Source organism: Mycobacterium sp. SMC-18 (assembly GCF_045310895.1).
GTDB lineage: Bacteria > Actinomycetota > Actinomycetes > Mycobacteriales > Mycobacteriaceae > Mycobacterium.
Map to the genome: position 1 here is coordinate 1 of NZ_JBJIAL010000053.1, position 12,894 is coordinate 12,894.

A 12,894-nucleotide genomic window follows, 5' to 3' on the forward strand; every position below is an offset into this window, starting at 1 on the left:
TCCACTTCACAACCGGAGGCCTTCCCTGTCACACAGGCTCACCGATACATAACGGGACAACGTCCCCGGACATCACAGCTAGGCCGCTCCACGGCCAAGCACAGCCGCTCCTCTGCCACGTATCGCCAGATGTTCTGGGTGAAGTCGGTGCCGGTCCAACCGATCCGCACACCGATGGGCTCGCGCACCGCCACCCGGCCAAAGGTCCGGGTGTCCAGGAGGCAGCCCACGCCCGCCGCGATCGACGTGGTGGGCAGCACCCGAATTCCCCAGAGCGACTGTGCTTCGTCCTGAGTCGGGTCGGGCGCGACCATGTACCTCTGATAGCCATCCTTCTGCCGACGAATGGCCGACCAGGTGGTCGGATGCAGCACCAGCAAGTCCGGCTCACACAACGACGGGCCGGTGCGCAGCTGAGCCACGCTCATCTCCACCGCGTCCAGTGCGGTCTCGCTGGTGATGTGGTGGGTCAGGATGCCCGTGGTGTTGAGCAGACCCGGCGTCTCAACGACCGGGGTGGTGCCACCCGAAACGATGCCCGACAGCAGGAATTCGTTCTCGGCATCCACGACTTGCTTGGTCAGTTCGACCGTTACCGCCGTGGTGAAGGCGGTCCAGTCCTGCGCCGACTCGTACGAGATGCCGGTGTGCGCCGCGAGCTTCTGCGCGGTCACGATGACGTGCGAGGTGTTCATGATGAGCTCGGGCTTGAGCGCACCCTCATCCACCGGAGCGGCAGCACCGGTCACGCTGTTGACCTGGATGTACTCAAGCGAGGGAGCGTCCAGCGCGAACCCCGGCAAAAATTCCAGCAGCCGTCTTTCGTGCCGGGGAAAGGTTGGGATGTTGTACAGCTCTGCGGGCAGGAAGCCCTCAGCAGAGTTAAAGTCCCGCTTGGTCTTGAAACCCGCTGCCTCGCCACGCTTTACCCGCTCATGGACGGCGCGCAGCTCCTCTAAGTCGAAGTTCAGCGGCGAGAACGTGCTGGCCGGAACACCGCGCTTGCGCTGAGCACACGCGAGCCCCTGGCGCTCGCGCAGCACCTGGAGGCCTTCATTGCGCGCACCCAGTCGGCCCAACGTCGCGCGGCCTTCCTCGATGCGCTTATCGAGCTTGGAGATGTTCCGGCGCATCACGGCGAACCGTGCGGCCTCACGCTCGTTGAGGTGGTCGCGACCATCCTCTTGCACGTCTTGCAAGAACCGCCGGGCCTCGGCGGTAGCCTGGTCGCGCTGCGCTACGAGGCGCGCAATCCATTGGCGCTGTTCATCAATCGTCATCGGAGACTCCTGGGCTCGAGACCCCACGCCTGCCGACTTGTCGATCGCGCGCAGCTCCTTGCGGAGCTCAAGAACTCGCCGCCACTCTTCTTGCGACGGCATGGTGTCAGCCCGCCGCGTGGCGAAATCCTCTAGCCTGCTCTGCAATTCGCTCGCGACAACGGCGCGCAAGTCCGCCATGGTCTGCATGGGTCGTCCTTCTAGTTGGGTTTGCGCAAACCCAGGACCCAAACCGGCAGTTTCGTTTGACGACGATTCGTCGCCCCGTACGCCGAGCGTGCAGGGTCAAGCGTAGGACGCTTGAGATCCGTTGTCTAGCATCATATTTCGAGCAAAAGTGCCCTCTCGAATTCCAATAACGGTCTTTTCCTGAAACCGCAGGTCCAGCGATCGACGGTCGTTATTCGACGCCCTCGTCCAGCAATTGCTGGTGTCGCAACATTTGCTCGAAGTAGTTCGACGCAGTGTCCACATCACCACCCGACGACCTGAGCGTGAGCACCGCCGCATCAGCCGCGCAGGCTTCCAGAACCTCCTTGGTCAGGCCCCGCGCCTCGGCTTCGTCGAGCACCGCTTGCGCGGTCGGCCAGCCGCCGCTGATGAGGGCGGCGACCAGACGGCGGGCCAGTGTGAAGCTGGGCACCCGTGACCGCAGCGCCTCGGCCTGCCAGCGGGCGACGGTGCGCAACTCGTAGTCGGCCAACGGACTGGCGACCGCCTCGCGGTCGGCGTCACTCAGGCCGGGGGGCTCGTTGTCGAAGAACATCAGTTCGCCCCTCCTGGCGTCACTTTCGCGGCATCCATCCAGTACCGGCACTCCCTCGCCAGCGTCATGGCCAGGACCGTCCAGCACCGAAGGCAGTCAATGCCACTGGTCAGCTCGTCCTCCCCGAACACCGCTTCCAGGTCTAACCCCTGGCCGGACTGTTGGGCCACGGCGGTCACCAAGCGCGCAGCTCTCGCACGCGCGTCCATGCCGCTGATATGGACATGATCTTTCTCTACGCGGACGTAGTCGCCCGTCGCTCCACCCTCCCTCATCGTGACACCACTCGGCTGGAACCCGAATTCCCTTCTTGCCGGTGGCGTCTCAACACGGCGCTCGTATCCAGCTCGCGAATCAGTGCCTCCTGCACACCCGGCCGACAAAAACCGTTGCCCTCCAACAGCAGGTTCAGGCACTCCTGCGCGGTGAACGGCTCGCCGTTTGGGTGGAGCAAGACACGACCACATTCCATACCCTCCGCCGCCCGGAGGAGCTCCTGCACCGAGCTCACCAGGGAGTCGACCAACGTCCCCGCGCCACGAATTTGCCTGAGGATTCGGACCTGCTGAGGTCGGTAACGATCGCTCGGGCTTGCGTCCTTCTTCATCTCTATCTCTCTCCTTCTCAAAGCGACACCAATCTGGTGTCAACTCAAATCCCCACCAGCGCAACGCTGCCGGGACACTTTGGGCTGGCCGGTGCGCTTACCCCCGGCCACCGCAGAACGAGCCCCAGCGACCCGCACAGCCGGACTTTTGTGGGACGGGGGCGGCGGGTTTGGCCGGGGCGGTGCCGCCGTGGCCTTCACGCGACGGCACCGGAAGTTGCCGTAACTGACCCAGATGACGGTGTGCTCGCCCTCGCAGCGGCCGTCGCACGGCGATAGTTCTTCCGACGCCTCAACGGCCTCCGCCATGCTCGCCCAGACGAACCACCGATTTGGCGGTCCCACTCGATGGCAGATGAGAATCGCACCGCTCCAGGTGTCCGCAGGTACCTCGATGCTGCCCTGGTCTTCGGGCTCGGGTTCAGGATCGGGCGGGGGCTCCGGCTCGGGTTCGGGTTCAGGTTCCGGCTCGCGTTCTGGGAGAACACCCGGCAACGACAGAGCCCAATACTTCTCCAGGCCGGGAGCAGCGGTCCTCACCGCGATTGCCCGAACGGCGCGATCGAACGCCAGGTCCCCGATCCCCGCCTCTGCCCGAGCGAGCAAAGCTCGGTTCTCCAGGACCCACCCGTGATGCTGTCTGAGGTAGCCGTCCAACCACGATTCGGCGGCACGGTCGCGATCAGACTTCATCGGCCGCCACGCTGTCGCCGTACTTCCGAACACAATCTCGACACGGACCACCCGGCCTGATCGCCGGATAGCGATGGCACTTCCGGCAAGGGCCAAGACAGCTCAAATGGCCGCCGTAGCGCTCTTGACCGGCCTGGCAAGGATCGCCGCAGATCGGACACTGCTTGTCGATGCGGCTCACGAGCGCTTCCAAGTAGTGCCGCGCTGACTCGGATGCTTCAGCGCCTCACTGCACGGACGGCATAGGTCGGGTCGCCAGGCGACTAGGCCACCCTGCGATGGCCTCTTGCCACAGTCGGCGCACCGTGCGGTCACCACGTCACCGTCCGAGCGCATTCCTCGCACAGGTGATTGCGCGAGCCGTGCCCAGCCGGACTGTCGCAACCCTGCGAACACAAGCCGAAGCCGTTAGCGGCTACATCGGCCTTGGATTCACCGTTTTGCCGTGGTTCCTGTTGATCGACACCAACGTCATCATCAGCTTCAACATCAACGCGCCCCATCGGTGGACGCATCTGTAGCTCCATCCGATGCCCCATCGGTAGGTGCATCCCCACCGCGCCCGAAAGCGACTCAAGCACGCCGGGATTCGAGATGCTGCGCTGGGTCTCGGCCCACGCGGTCTCTACAGAAGCGTTGAGACCAGCCGCCCGTTTAACCCTCTTGGCGTAGTCCCCTTCGCTTTCGTCCTTCTTCTGTTCAGGCATCGGCGCCGTGGGCTTCCCGAACGCTTCGAACAGCTGCCAGACCGCGTTGCGTAGCCTGCGGGATCTAATGGTCTTCACAGCGCGCGCCGCACTGATATAGCCGCTCGGACTTTTCAGCACGCCATCGAGAAGCATGAAGGGCTTGATCCACAGCTGGCCGTCGTCGTAGTCGACCCAACCTTCGACGCGCAGTTGCTTTGCGTAGTCCTCGATGAGGTCGGCCGTGAGATTGGCCGCCGCGGAGGCCCATTCGCGCGGTTGGATGGCGATGACACCAGCCCCGTTGAGATCGGGGTGAACCCACAACCACATCAAAAGCCGTTGTGGGCCGTCGTCGAGTCGCCGGAATCGCTCGTCGTTGAACAGCTCGGCCGGGAACATGGAGCTGCCTCGTGCCATCAGATGTCACCGGCACTGCCGCCGTTCCGGGCCTGCCGCCGCAGCCGACGCGCTTTCGCGCTCTTATGCGCCAGCTTTGCGAAGTAGGCGCGTCGGGCAGAGTTCGCCCGCTTCCACTGCTCGTCGGTCAGGCTCTCTGGATCGAAGCCCAACCTTCTTGCGTGCCAACTTATGTCGGCTGGCGACTTGGCCTTCGGTTTGGCCATCCGAGCAGTGCGATCCTCGGTGTTGGCCCAACCGGTCAAACTGGCGATTTGCGCGACTAGGCGGCGTTCTTCCGCACTTGGGTACGGCACTTCGTGGTCCTCTCACAGGAAGGTGAGAACCGTTTGAAAGGCACGGTCATATGGACCGCGTCTTCCTGTACGGCACCTTCCCGGAACTTCCCCACTACTGGGCCGGGTCTGTCTTCGCCGCCGACCAAAACCTGGTCTATAGGCGCGAGTTCTCGACTACGGCTTACAAGTGTACGCCGCTTCCGGCGCCCCAACCGCCATCGCCAAACGTAGAGTGTTGCGGCGCTTGATGTTTAGAGGTCCCCCAAGTTGAGCTTGCGCGCCTCCGCTGCGGCTCTTTCACCTGCGGTCGCGCGCGTGTACCGGTCGATCATGTTGCGGTTCGACCAACCTGCGACTGCCATGAGGCCGCCCTCCGAACCTCCTGCGGCGAGCCACCGCGAGGCCGCCGTATGCCGCAACTTGTGAAGGTGAAAGTTCTTGATACCGGCCTGCTCTGCCCGCATCATGATCGCGTTTCTCATCCCGTGGTAGGCGATCGTGCCTCGGGTGTTGTCACCGAGCAGAAGCGCCGGGGTGGCCGCTAGCCGATGCGTACGCCGTGCCCTGATGTAGCGGTCCACCGCTTGGCCCGTCTGCGGACCAAATGGCACCAGACGGCCCTGGCCAGTCTTCGCCTTCCTGATGGCCAAGATGCCCCGCGTCAGGTCCACGTCGTCCACCGTCAGCCGCAGAATCTCGCCAGCCCGCATCCCCGTCTCCGCCAGCAGCCGGACGATGGCCTCGTCCCGGCGGTCGCGGAATTCCTTGCCCTTGCAGGCGGCGAAGAGGTCCCGCAGCTCGTCCTCGGTGAGGCACTCGACGATCTTGGTGTCGAGCTTCGGGGCCTTCACACCGATGAGGGGGTTCTCCTCGATCTCGCCTTCCTCGACAAGCCAGTGGCCGAACTGCTTCATCGCTTGAAGTCGGAGAGCTGCCGTCGCGGGCTGCACGGTCTCCAGCAGATCTGCGATAAACAGCTGCGTGAGCTGGCGGTCGATGACAGCCTGGTGACCGTGCTCGTCGCACCAGCGCAGGAACAGCCGGAGGCCGATCTCGTACTGCTCAATGGTCGCGGGAGATTTGCGCTGAGCGCGCATCGAGAGAATCCAAGACGATTGCAGTTCGTGCAGGTCAGGGACGGTAGCGGTGCGGTGGTGGGTTGCTGCGGTGGCCATGCCAGTTATGTTAAACCCGCAGCGGCGTACCCCGTTTTTACCAGGCTGCGGTACGGTGAAGCCGCAGGTAGTAGGCCATGAAGCATGATGGCGGCTACTTAACTAAAATGTTCATTTCGTTCACGGAAGTTCACGCGGGGACGCGGGAGCAGGCGGATTACAGAAGGACGCAGTGATGCGCAGTTGGCCGGCCGCGCCGCGCTGGTCCCTGGCCGGCCAGATCGTCGCGCTGCAGATCGCGATCATCATCGTGGTGGTGGCGGCCGGTAGCGCCCTGGCCGTGGTGCAGTCCCGCCGCACCAACGATGCCGCGGCCAAACAGCTGCTCACCGGCATCGTCACGGCACTGGCCGACGCGCCGTCGACGGCTGCCGCCATCCGGGCGGGCAACGCCACGGAAGTCCTGCAGCCGGTCACCGAAACCGTTCGGGCCCAGACCGGCATCGCCTTCATCACCGTCATGGCGCCCGACGGGACCCGGTTCACCCACACCGACCCGCGTCAGATCGGCGGCCACTACCTGGGCACCATGGAGCAGGCCCTGAAAGGCCGGACGCACACCGAGTTCTACACCGGGACCCTGGGCCGGTCGGTGCGCACCATCACCCCGGTGCGGGACAGCTCCGGGCAGGTGCTCGGTCTGGTCGCCGCCGGCATCACCGAGACCACGCTGACCGCGCAGTGGCGCCATCAGATCCCGATGATCGTGGCGATCGGCCTTGCCGCCCTTGCCCTTTCGCTACTCGGCGCGTGGCTCATCCGGCGCCGGCTGCTCCGTCAGACCCACGGGCTGCGGCCGGACCAGTTGCGGGTGATGTACGAACACCACGACGCCGTCCTGCATTCGGTGTCCGAAGGCCTGCTGGTGTTGGAGAACGGGCGCGTGGCGCTGGCCAACGACGAGGCGCGCCGGCTGCTCGCCCTGCCGCCGGGCGCGGTGTCGAGGTCCGATCTGCCGGACTTCCTGCGCGCGGCCGATCCCGGGGTGCGCGACGAGGTCCACGTAACCGACGACCGAGTGCTGGTGGTCAGCCGGTCACCGGTGTCCGGCGCCTCGGGTTCGGAAGTCGTGACGATCCGGGACCGCACCGAATTGCAAAGCACCCTGGGCGAACTCAGCTCGTTGAAGGTCCTCACCGACTCGCTGCGGGCACAGGCGCACGAAGCGGCGAACAAGCTGCACACGGTGATCACCATGGTCGAGATGGGCCGCCCGTCCGACGCCGTGACCTTCGCCACCGACGAACTGGAGCTGTCCCAGCGACTCGTCGACCGGCTGTCGAGCGAGGTCCGCGAACCCGCCCTCGTGGCACTGCTGCTGGGCAAGAACGCGCAGGCCCACGAACGCGGTATCGAGTTCACCGTCACCGCGGACTCGCAATTACCTTCCGACACTTCACAACTACCGTTGAGTGGTCCGGAAATGGTGACGGTGCTGGGCAACCTGATCGACAACGCGATGGACGCGTGCGATCGTGACGAGCCGTGGGTCGAGGTGACGGTGCGGTGCGAGCCGGGCGCCGACCTACTGATGCGCGTGGCCGACAGCGGCACCGGCATGGACCCGGCGACATTCGAAAACGCCATGCGCCGTGGCTATTCGACGAAATCGGCGCCCGGGCACGGACTCGGGCTCGCCTTGGTGGCGCAGGTGGTCAAGCGGCACGGGGGCACGCTGTCGTCCGATGTCAGCTACGGTTCGGTGGTGTCGGTGACGATCCCGGCGGCAGTCGCGTGACCACCGTACTGATCGTCGACGACGATCCCCTGATCGCCGAAGCCCACCGCACGTATGTCGAACGGCTGGAAGGTTTTTCCGTCGCGGCGGTGGCCCACACCGCGCGCGAGGCCATCCAGGCCGCGACGCGGGCGACCACGACCGACGCGCCCATCGACCTGGTCCTGCTGGACCTCGGACTGCCCGATGCCAGCGGCATCAGCCTGGCGTCGGCGCTGTCCGGGCTGCGGCCCGCTCCGGACATCATCGCCATCACCTCCGAGCGCGATCTGGAGATGGTGCGCGCGGCCGTCGCGCACGGGGCGTTGGCGTATCTGTTGAAGCCGTTCACCTTCGCGGCGTTCCGTGATCGGCTGGAGCGCTACGCACGGTACCGGACAGCGCTCCCGGCCGGAGTCGACGCGGCCAGTCAGGCCGAGGTGGACCGCGCCCTCGCCGAATTACGCACCGGCGCAGACAAATCCGCGGCCCCGAAAGGTGCGGCGACACTGACCAACGACGACATCGCCCGCGCCGTTCGGGACAGTCCCGACGGCCTGACGGCCGACGAGGCCGCCAAGGCGGTCGGGGTGGCCAGGGTGACCGCGTGGCGCTATCTGGAGCGCCTGGCCGACGACGGAACCGTCACGCGCCGAAGCGAATACGGCGGCACAGGCCGGCCCAAGACCCGCTACCTGTGGCGTTGACTTCGCCGGGTGTGACAGCATCGGATCATGAGTCGCGACGACGATCCAGAAGCCCGCATCCGCGAGCTCGAGCGCGCGATGAACGACCGGCCCCGGGCGTCGGAGTTGACCGAGCCCGGCCAGCAGTGGCACCCGCCCACACCGGTGGCAAGCAGTTCGTACCCCGCCCAGTACCGCCAGCCCCAAACGACCTGGCCGCCGCAACCGTTGCCGCCGGGCGTGCCGAGCACCGCGGCACGCCGCATGATCCTGGGCGTCGTCGTCCTCGCCGTCATCGTCGGCCCAGTGGTGGCCGCGATCATCTTCGTCACCAACTTGACCGGCAAGAAACACACGACGTTTCTCCCACCTTCCCCTGGCCGCCAGCCCAGCATCTCGGTCGCCGTCCCGACCCCGCCGCAACCGGGCGACGAATCGTCGGTGGTCGTCAACGGCACCACGGTGATGTCGGGCCCCGGTCTCGTCGAATTGCCGCCGCAGTCCGACGATCCCAACCGGGCCATTCAGGTCGCGGGGGTGCGCGGCCACCGCACCGTGGCGTGCAACGACCGCAAGATCACCATCAGCGGGGTGTCCAACAGCGTCACCATCACCGGGCACTGCTCGACCGTCGAGGTCTCCGGCATCGAGAACACCGTGACCGTCGACTCCGCCGACAAGATCGTCACGTCTGGCATGGACAACCACGTGACGTACCACTCGGGAAATCCGGAAGTTCCTGATCCGGGTCGGTCCAACACCGTCAGCCGGGGCTGAACCGGCTGCGTCAATTTCCCCCGAATCGGGGGACGACGGGTGCCCGCCGCGTCCATAATCTCGTTGCCATGGCGCACAACGGAAATGACGATTGGACCCAACCCGCAGCTCTGGCCATCCCGAAGGAGGGCTACTTCGAGCTCACGCGCGGTCGCTACGGGCCGGTCTTCCCACGCACCCCGGCGTGCTACGGCTTCAACATCATCGCCAAGGTGCTCGACGGCCATGAGCAGGCGATCCGCGACTACGGCAAGCAGCTCGAGGCCGCGGTCGCGGCGCAGCCCGACGTGCTGGCCCCGCTGAAGCTGCACTACCTGCGGTGGAACCTGTTCGACGTCGGTTCGGGCCTGCACTTCCAGTACCAGGGCATCTTCGACACCGACTTCGACAAGTACACCGAGGACGCCGTCAAGCTGTTCAGCTCGACGGGCATCACCACGGCGTTCACCCATCTGGAGGGCTTCCCGGCGGACTGGAAGACCAACCCCGAGGCGTTCATCATGTTCGTCCGCGAGCACCAGGTGCCGAGCTTCCTGGAGTACGGCGAATACCCGTATGTGACGGCGGTGGAGATCAAAAAGGCCCTGCGGCTCAAGGCCGCGTTCTCTGACATGTTGGACCAGATGCAGTGACAGCACTCGAGTTCGACGATATTCAGCACATCATGCTGACCGGGACACCGCACCTCACCGGTCGGTACGAGTTCCTGTCGTTCGACACCCCCGAGGCCGGGCAGGCCTGGCTGGCCGAGATGGTCCCGCTCGTGCAGTCGGCCAGCGATGTCCGCGAGACGGTCAACGTATTCAAGCGGTGGGTGAACCTGGCGTTCACCTGGAACGGCTTGCGTGCGTTGGGACTTGACGCGCAGACGCTTGCCACTTTCCCGGCCGAGTTCCGCGAAGGCATGGCCGCCCGCGCCGACATCCTGGGTGATACCGGCGCGGCCGCGCCGGAGCACTGGGTGGGCGGGCTCGCGGGTGACGACCTGCACGCCATCGTCATCCTGTTCGCGCGGGACGAGGAGGAGCGGGTGCGGTGCGTCGGCGAGCACGACGCGCTGTTGGCCCGGTGCCCCGGCGTGCGGTCGCTGTCGCATCTCGATCTGGCGGCCACGGCGCCGTTCGAGTACGACCACGACCACTTCGGCTACCGCGATCCGGTGTCACAACCGCAGATGGCCGGTTCCGGCGAGACGATGATCCCCGGCGCCGGTGGAGCGCTGGCCGCGGGCGAGTTTCTCCTCGGATATCCGGACGAGGAAGGACTGGTGGCGAATCAGCCTGCCCTCGAAGTGCTTTCCCGCAACGGCAGCTACATGGCATACCGCCGGTTGGAGGAGCATGTCGGGACCTTCCGCGACTATCTGAAGCAGCATGCCGAGGACGCCGAGGGCCAGGAGCTGCTGGCCGCCAAGTTCATGGGCAGGTGGCGCAGCGGCGCACCGCTGGTCCTGGCGCCCGAGCACGACGATCCGGAACTCGGCGCAGACCCGATGCGCAACAACGATTTCGACTACGCGACGATGGATCCGCACGGCTACAAGTGCCCGGTCGGCTCGCACGCACGTCGGCTCAACCCGCGCGACACCGAACCGAATCCCAATCGACGCAGGATGATCCGGCGCAGCGGCACCTACGGCCCGGCACTCCCTGAAGGCGCCGCCGACGACGGTGTCGAGCGCGGTGTGGGGATGTTCCTGATCTGCGCCAGCCTGGTGCGGCAATTCGAGTTCGCCCAGAACGTGTGGATCAACGACACCGCGTTCCAAGAGCTCGGCAACGAACACGACCCCATCTGCGGAACCCAGGACGGCACGCTCGACTTCACGATCCCGAAGCGACCGATCCGCAAGGTACACAAAGGATTACCGGCATTCACCACGCTGCGCGGCGGGGCATACTTCTTCCTGCCCGGCCTGACCGCACTGCGTTACCTGTCAACACTCGGACAGCAAGGAGCATCATGAGTTCATACGCCCGCACCTACAACCAGGCCCACATCACCCGTCCCCACAACGGCAACCGCCGCGTCAGCATCTACTGGTCGTGGAGCTACCCGTGGGAGGCCCAGCGGGACCCGGCGCTGCTGTACAACCGGTTCTCCACCATGACCGAGGTGCGCGCGGCGACGTGGCCGGCGTACGAAGGCGCCGAATACAGCGCGCGGGAGTTCCTGCAGGGCGTCGACGGCACGCTGGAGTTGTTCCACCGCTCCTCCCTGTCCTTTCAGGATGTGGCCGGTGCGGCGACCGGCCATCCCGTGGCGGTGTTCCAGCGTGTCGATCAGGCCGGCTACCGGCTGCCGATCGACGAACGCATCCTGAACGACACCGACACCCTGATGATCTTCGGACTGGACCACCTGCTCGGCGACGAGGAAGCCACCCCGGAAGAGGTGGCCGCGATCCAGCAGTGGCTGAAGCGCGAAGGCACGTGCCTGATGCTGGCCCCGCACCACGACGTCGGCTTCACCGACGACAAAGAGCAGCAGCAGATGGAGTACCTGCATCACGGTGACCCGCTGACGCCGCGCGTCCAGAATTTCAGCGGATTCGCGCGGTCGTTGCTGAAGGGGCTGAACATCCCGGTGCACAACACGTGGGGTCTGCGCCCGGCGACGGTCGAGGGCACCAAACAGATTGTGCCGCTCACCGCTTTCCGCGATCTGGATTCGGCAGGCCTGCTGCGCGACGTGACCACCCTGGCGCTGCACCCGCACCTGCCGCACTACCAGCTCACCGCCCCGGAGAGTGCCGATCTTCGGGTGCTGGGCCGCCAGTTGATCGACCAGACCCGGCCGCACCCGTTCACCCTGGCGGGCAACACCGAGTTCAACGCGCTGATCCACATGCCGCCGACCGGTGAGCGCGCCGGCGACATCGTGCTGGTCGACTCGACGCACTTCACCACCCTGTTCGGTGCCAGCGACAGCCTGAAGTCGTTCTGGCGCAACCTGGTGACGATGTGACGCTGACCGATCTGGCGGCGCGCGGTTCCAACATCGCCGTCGTCCTGTTCGTGGTGTCCAGCACCCTGGGTGTGGGGCTGAGCCTGACCCCGGCCCAGATTCTGGCGCCACTCAAGGACATTCGGGTGGTGAGCCTGACCCTGGTCGCCAATTTCGTTGCGGCGCCATTGGTTGCGCTCGCGCTGTGGCGGCTGCTCGACCTCGACGAGCCGCTGGGCGTGGGCCTGCTGCTGTGCGGCCTGGCCGCGGGCGCACCGTTCCTGATCAAGCTCGCCGAGTTCGCCAAGGCCGACACCGGGTTGAGTGTCGGCCTGATGGTGCTGCTGATGATCACGACAGTGGTCTATGTGCCGATCGTGCTGCCGATCTTCCTCAAGGGGTCGGCGGTCGATCCGCTCGCGATCGCGTCCTCGCTGGTGATTCTCATGCTGATCCCCTTGGCGATCGGGCTGTTCTGGCGCAAGCAGGCTGAGGCGTCGGCAGCGCGCGTCAGGCCGGCCATCGGGCTGCTGAGCACCGTCAGCATGGTGCTGGTGGTCGTCCTGACCATCGTCGCCAATTTCCGGGAGGTGCTGTCGGTGTACGGCACGCGGGGCATCCTGGCGGCCATCGTCTACACCGCAATCTGCGCCGGAATCGGCTGGGCCCTGGTGTTTTTCAGCTCGGCCGCGCGGCCCGTACTCGCGTTGGGTACCGCGCAACGCAATGCGGCGGCCGCCTTCGTGGTGGCCGGCCAGAACTTCGGCGATCCGCGCGTCACGGTGATGATCACGGTGGTGCTGATCGCCGAGTTCACGATGCTGATCCCGTTCGCCCGCTTCCTGGCCCGGAAGGCCTGACGG

13 protein-coding genes are annotated in these 12,894 nt (G+C 65.7%); 7 read left to right on the forward strand and 6 right to left on the reverse strand.

The features are described 5' to 3' along the window. Positions 1-38: 38 nt before the first annotated feature. From ACJH6J_RS27185 to ACJH6J_RS27210, 6 genes are all read right to left on the reverse strand, one after another. A complete protein-coding gene (locus ACJH6J_RS27185; protein WP_212812798.1) occupies positions 39-1,469 on the reverse strand; it encodes a phage major capsid protein in 1,431 nt (476 codons plus the stop codon). 211 nt (positions 1,470-1,680) lie between these two features. Beyond that, positions 1,681-2,046: a hypothetical protein gene (locus ACJH6J_RS27190; RefSeq protein WP_212812800.1), complete on the reverse strand. Its 366-nt coding sequence runs from the start codon at positions 2,044-2,046 to the stop codon at positions 1,681-1,683. 271 nt (positions 2,047-2,317) lie between these two features. Next, positions 2,318-2,653, reverse strand: a complete 336-nt coding sequence (locus ACJH6J_RS27195; RefSeq protein WP_212812802.1) for a hypothetical protein — start codon at positions 2,651-2,653, stop codon at positions 2,318-2,320. A gap of 1,004 nt (positions 2,654-3,657) precedes the next feature. Continuing rightward, on the reverse strand, positions 3,658-4,434 hold the full coding sequence (locus tag ACJH6J_RS27200; protein WP_212812804.1) for a hypothetical protein: 777 nt from the start codon (positions 4,432-4,434) through the stop codon (positions 3,658-3,660). A 17-nt stretch (positions 4,435-4,451) separates the two neighbouring features. Further along, positions 4,452-4,604 (reverse strand): hypothetical protein, encoded by a 153-nt coding sequence (locus ACJH6J_RS27205; protein ID WP_406804820.1) that lies wholly within the window; start codon positions 4,602-4,604, stop codon positions 4,452-4,454. Between the two features lie 377 nt (positions 4,605-4,981). Then, positions 4,982-5,905, reverse strand: a complete 924-nt coding sequence (locus ACJH6J_RS27210) for a tyrosine-type recombinase/integrase (protein ID WP_244872651.1) — start codon at positions 5,903-5,905, stop codon at positions 4,982-4,984. 175 nt (positions 5,906-6,080) lie between these two features. Here ACJH6J_RS27210 and ACJH6J_RS27215 point away from each other — a divergent pair, with 175 nt between their 5' ends. The 7 genes from ACJH6J_RS27215 to ACJH6J_RS27245 all read left to right on the forward strand — a co-directional run bounded on the left by ACJH6J_RS27215 (position 6,081) and on the right by ACJH6J_RS27245 (position 12,891). Further along, a complete protein-coding gene (locus ACJH6J_RS27215) occupies positions 6,081-7,643 on the forward strand; it encodes an ATP-binding protein (RefSeq protein WP_212812806.1) in 1,563 nt (520 codons plus the stop codon). Beyond that, a complete protein-coding gene (locus ACJH6J_RS27220; protein WP_406776261.1) occupies positions 7,640-8,329 on the forward strand; it encodes a response regulator in 690 nt (229 codons plus the stop codon). The genes ACJH6J_RS27215 and ACJH6J_RS27220 overlap by 4 nt, the downstream gene beginning before the upstream one ends. A 27-nt stretch (positions 8,330-8,356) precedes the next feature. Then, positions 8,357-9,085 (forward strand): DUF3060 domain-containing protein, encoded by a 729-nt coding sequence (locus tag ACJH6J_RS27225; protein WP_212812810.1) that lies wholly within the window; start codon positions 8,357-8,359, stop codon positions 9,083-9,085. Between the two features lie 68 nt (positions 9,086-9,153). Continuing rightward, positions 9,154-9,717 carry a hypothetical protein gene (locus ACJH6J_RS27230; RefSeq protein ID WP_061004407.1) on the forward strand — a complete coding sequence of 188 codons (564 nt, stop codon included), beginning with the start codon at positions 9,154-9,156 and terminating at the stop codon, positions 9,715-9,717. A gap of 32 nt (positions 9,718-9,749) precedes the next feature. After that, entirely contained in the window at positions 9,750-11,051 is a 1,302-nt protein-coding gene (locus tag ACJH6J_RS27235; protein ID WP_133425677.1) for a peroxidase, read from the forward strand. After that, positions 11,048-12,052 carry a hypothetical protein gene (locus ACJH6J_RS27240; RefSeq protein ID WP_212812812.1) on the forward strand — a complete coding sequence of 335 codons (1,005 nt, stop codon included), beginning with the start codon at positions 11,048-11,050 and terminating at the stop codon, positions 12,050-12,052. Before ACJH6J_RS27235 ends, ACJH6J_RS27240 begins: the two co-directional genes overlap by 4 nt. Beyond that, positions 12,049-12,891 (forward strand): bile acid:sodium symporter family protein, encoded by an 843-nt coding sequence (locus tag ACJH6J_RS27245; protein WP_212812814.1) that lies wholly within the window; start codon positions 12,049-12,051, stop codon positions 12,889-12,891. The genes ACJH6J_RS27240 and ACJH6J_RS27245 overlap by 4 nt, the downstream gene beginning before the upstream one ends. Positions 12,892-12,894: the final 3 nt, after the last annotated feature.

Excerpts from the sequence above, each read along its gene's own strand:
- ACJH6J_RS27185 (WP_212812798.1), bottom strand. The coding sequence starts at position 1,469 with ATGCAGACCATGGCGGACTTGCGCGCCGTTGTCGCGAGCGAATTGCAG.
- ACJH6J_RS27190 (WP_212812800.1), bottom strand. The coding sequence starts at position 2,046 with ATGTTCTTCGACAACGAGCCCCCCGGCCTGAGTGACGCCGACCGCGAG.
- ACJH6J_RS27195 (WP_212812802.1), bottom strand. The coding sequence starts at position 2,653 with ATGAAGAAGGACGCAAGCCCGAGCGATCGTTACCGACCTCAGCAGGTC.
- ACJH6J_RS27200 (WP_212812804.1), bottom strand. The coding sequence starts at position 4,434 with ATGTTCCCGGCCGAGCTGTTCAACGACGAGCGATTCCGGCGACTCGAC.
- ACJH6J_RS27210 (WP_244872651.1), bottom strand. The coding sequence starts at position 5,905 with ATGGCCACCGCAGCAACCCACCACCGCACCGCTACCGTCCCTGACCTG.
- ACJH6J_RS27215 (WP_212812806.1), top strand. The coding sequence starts at position 6,081 with ATGCGCAGTTGGCCGGCCGCGCCGCGCTGGTCCCTGGCCGGCCAGATC.
- ACJH6J_RS27225 (WP_212812810.1), top strand. The coding sequence starts at position 8,357 with ATGAGTCGCGACGACGATCCAGAAGCCCGCATCCGCGAGCTCGAGCGC.
- ACJH6J_RS27230 (WP_061004407.1), top strand. The coding sequence starts at position 9,154 with ATGGCGCACAACGGAAATGACGATTGGACCCAACCCGCAGCTCTGGCC.
- ACJH6J_RS27235 (WP_133425677.1), top strand. The coding sequence starts at position 9,750 with ATGCTGACCGGGACACCGCACCTCACCGGTCGGTACGAGTTCCTGTCG.
- ACJH6J_RS27240 (WP_212812812.1), top strand. The coding sequence starts at position 11,048 with ATGAGTTCATACGCCCGCACCTACAACCAGGCCCACATCACCCGTCCC.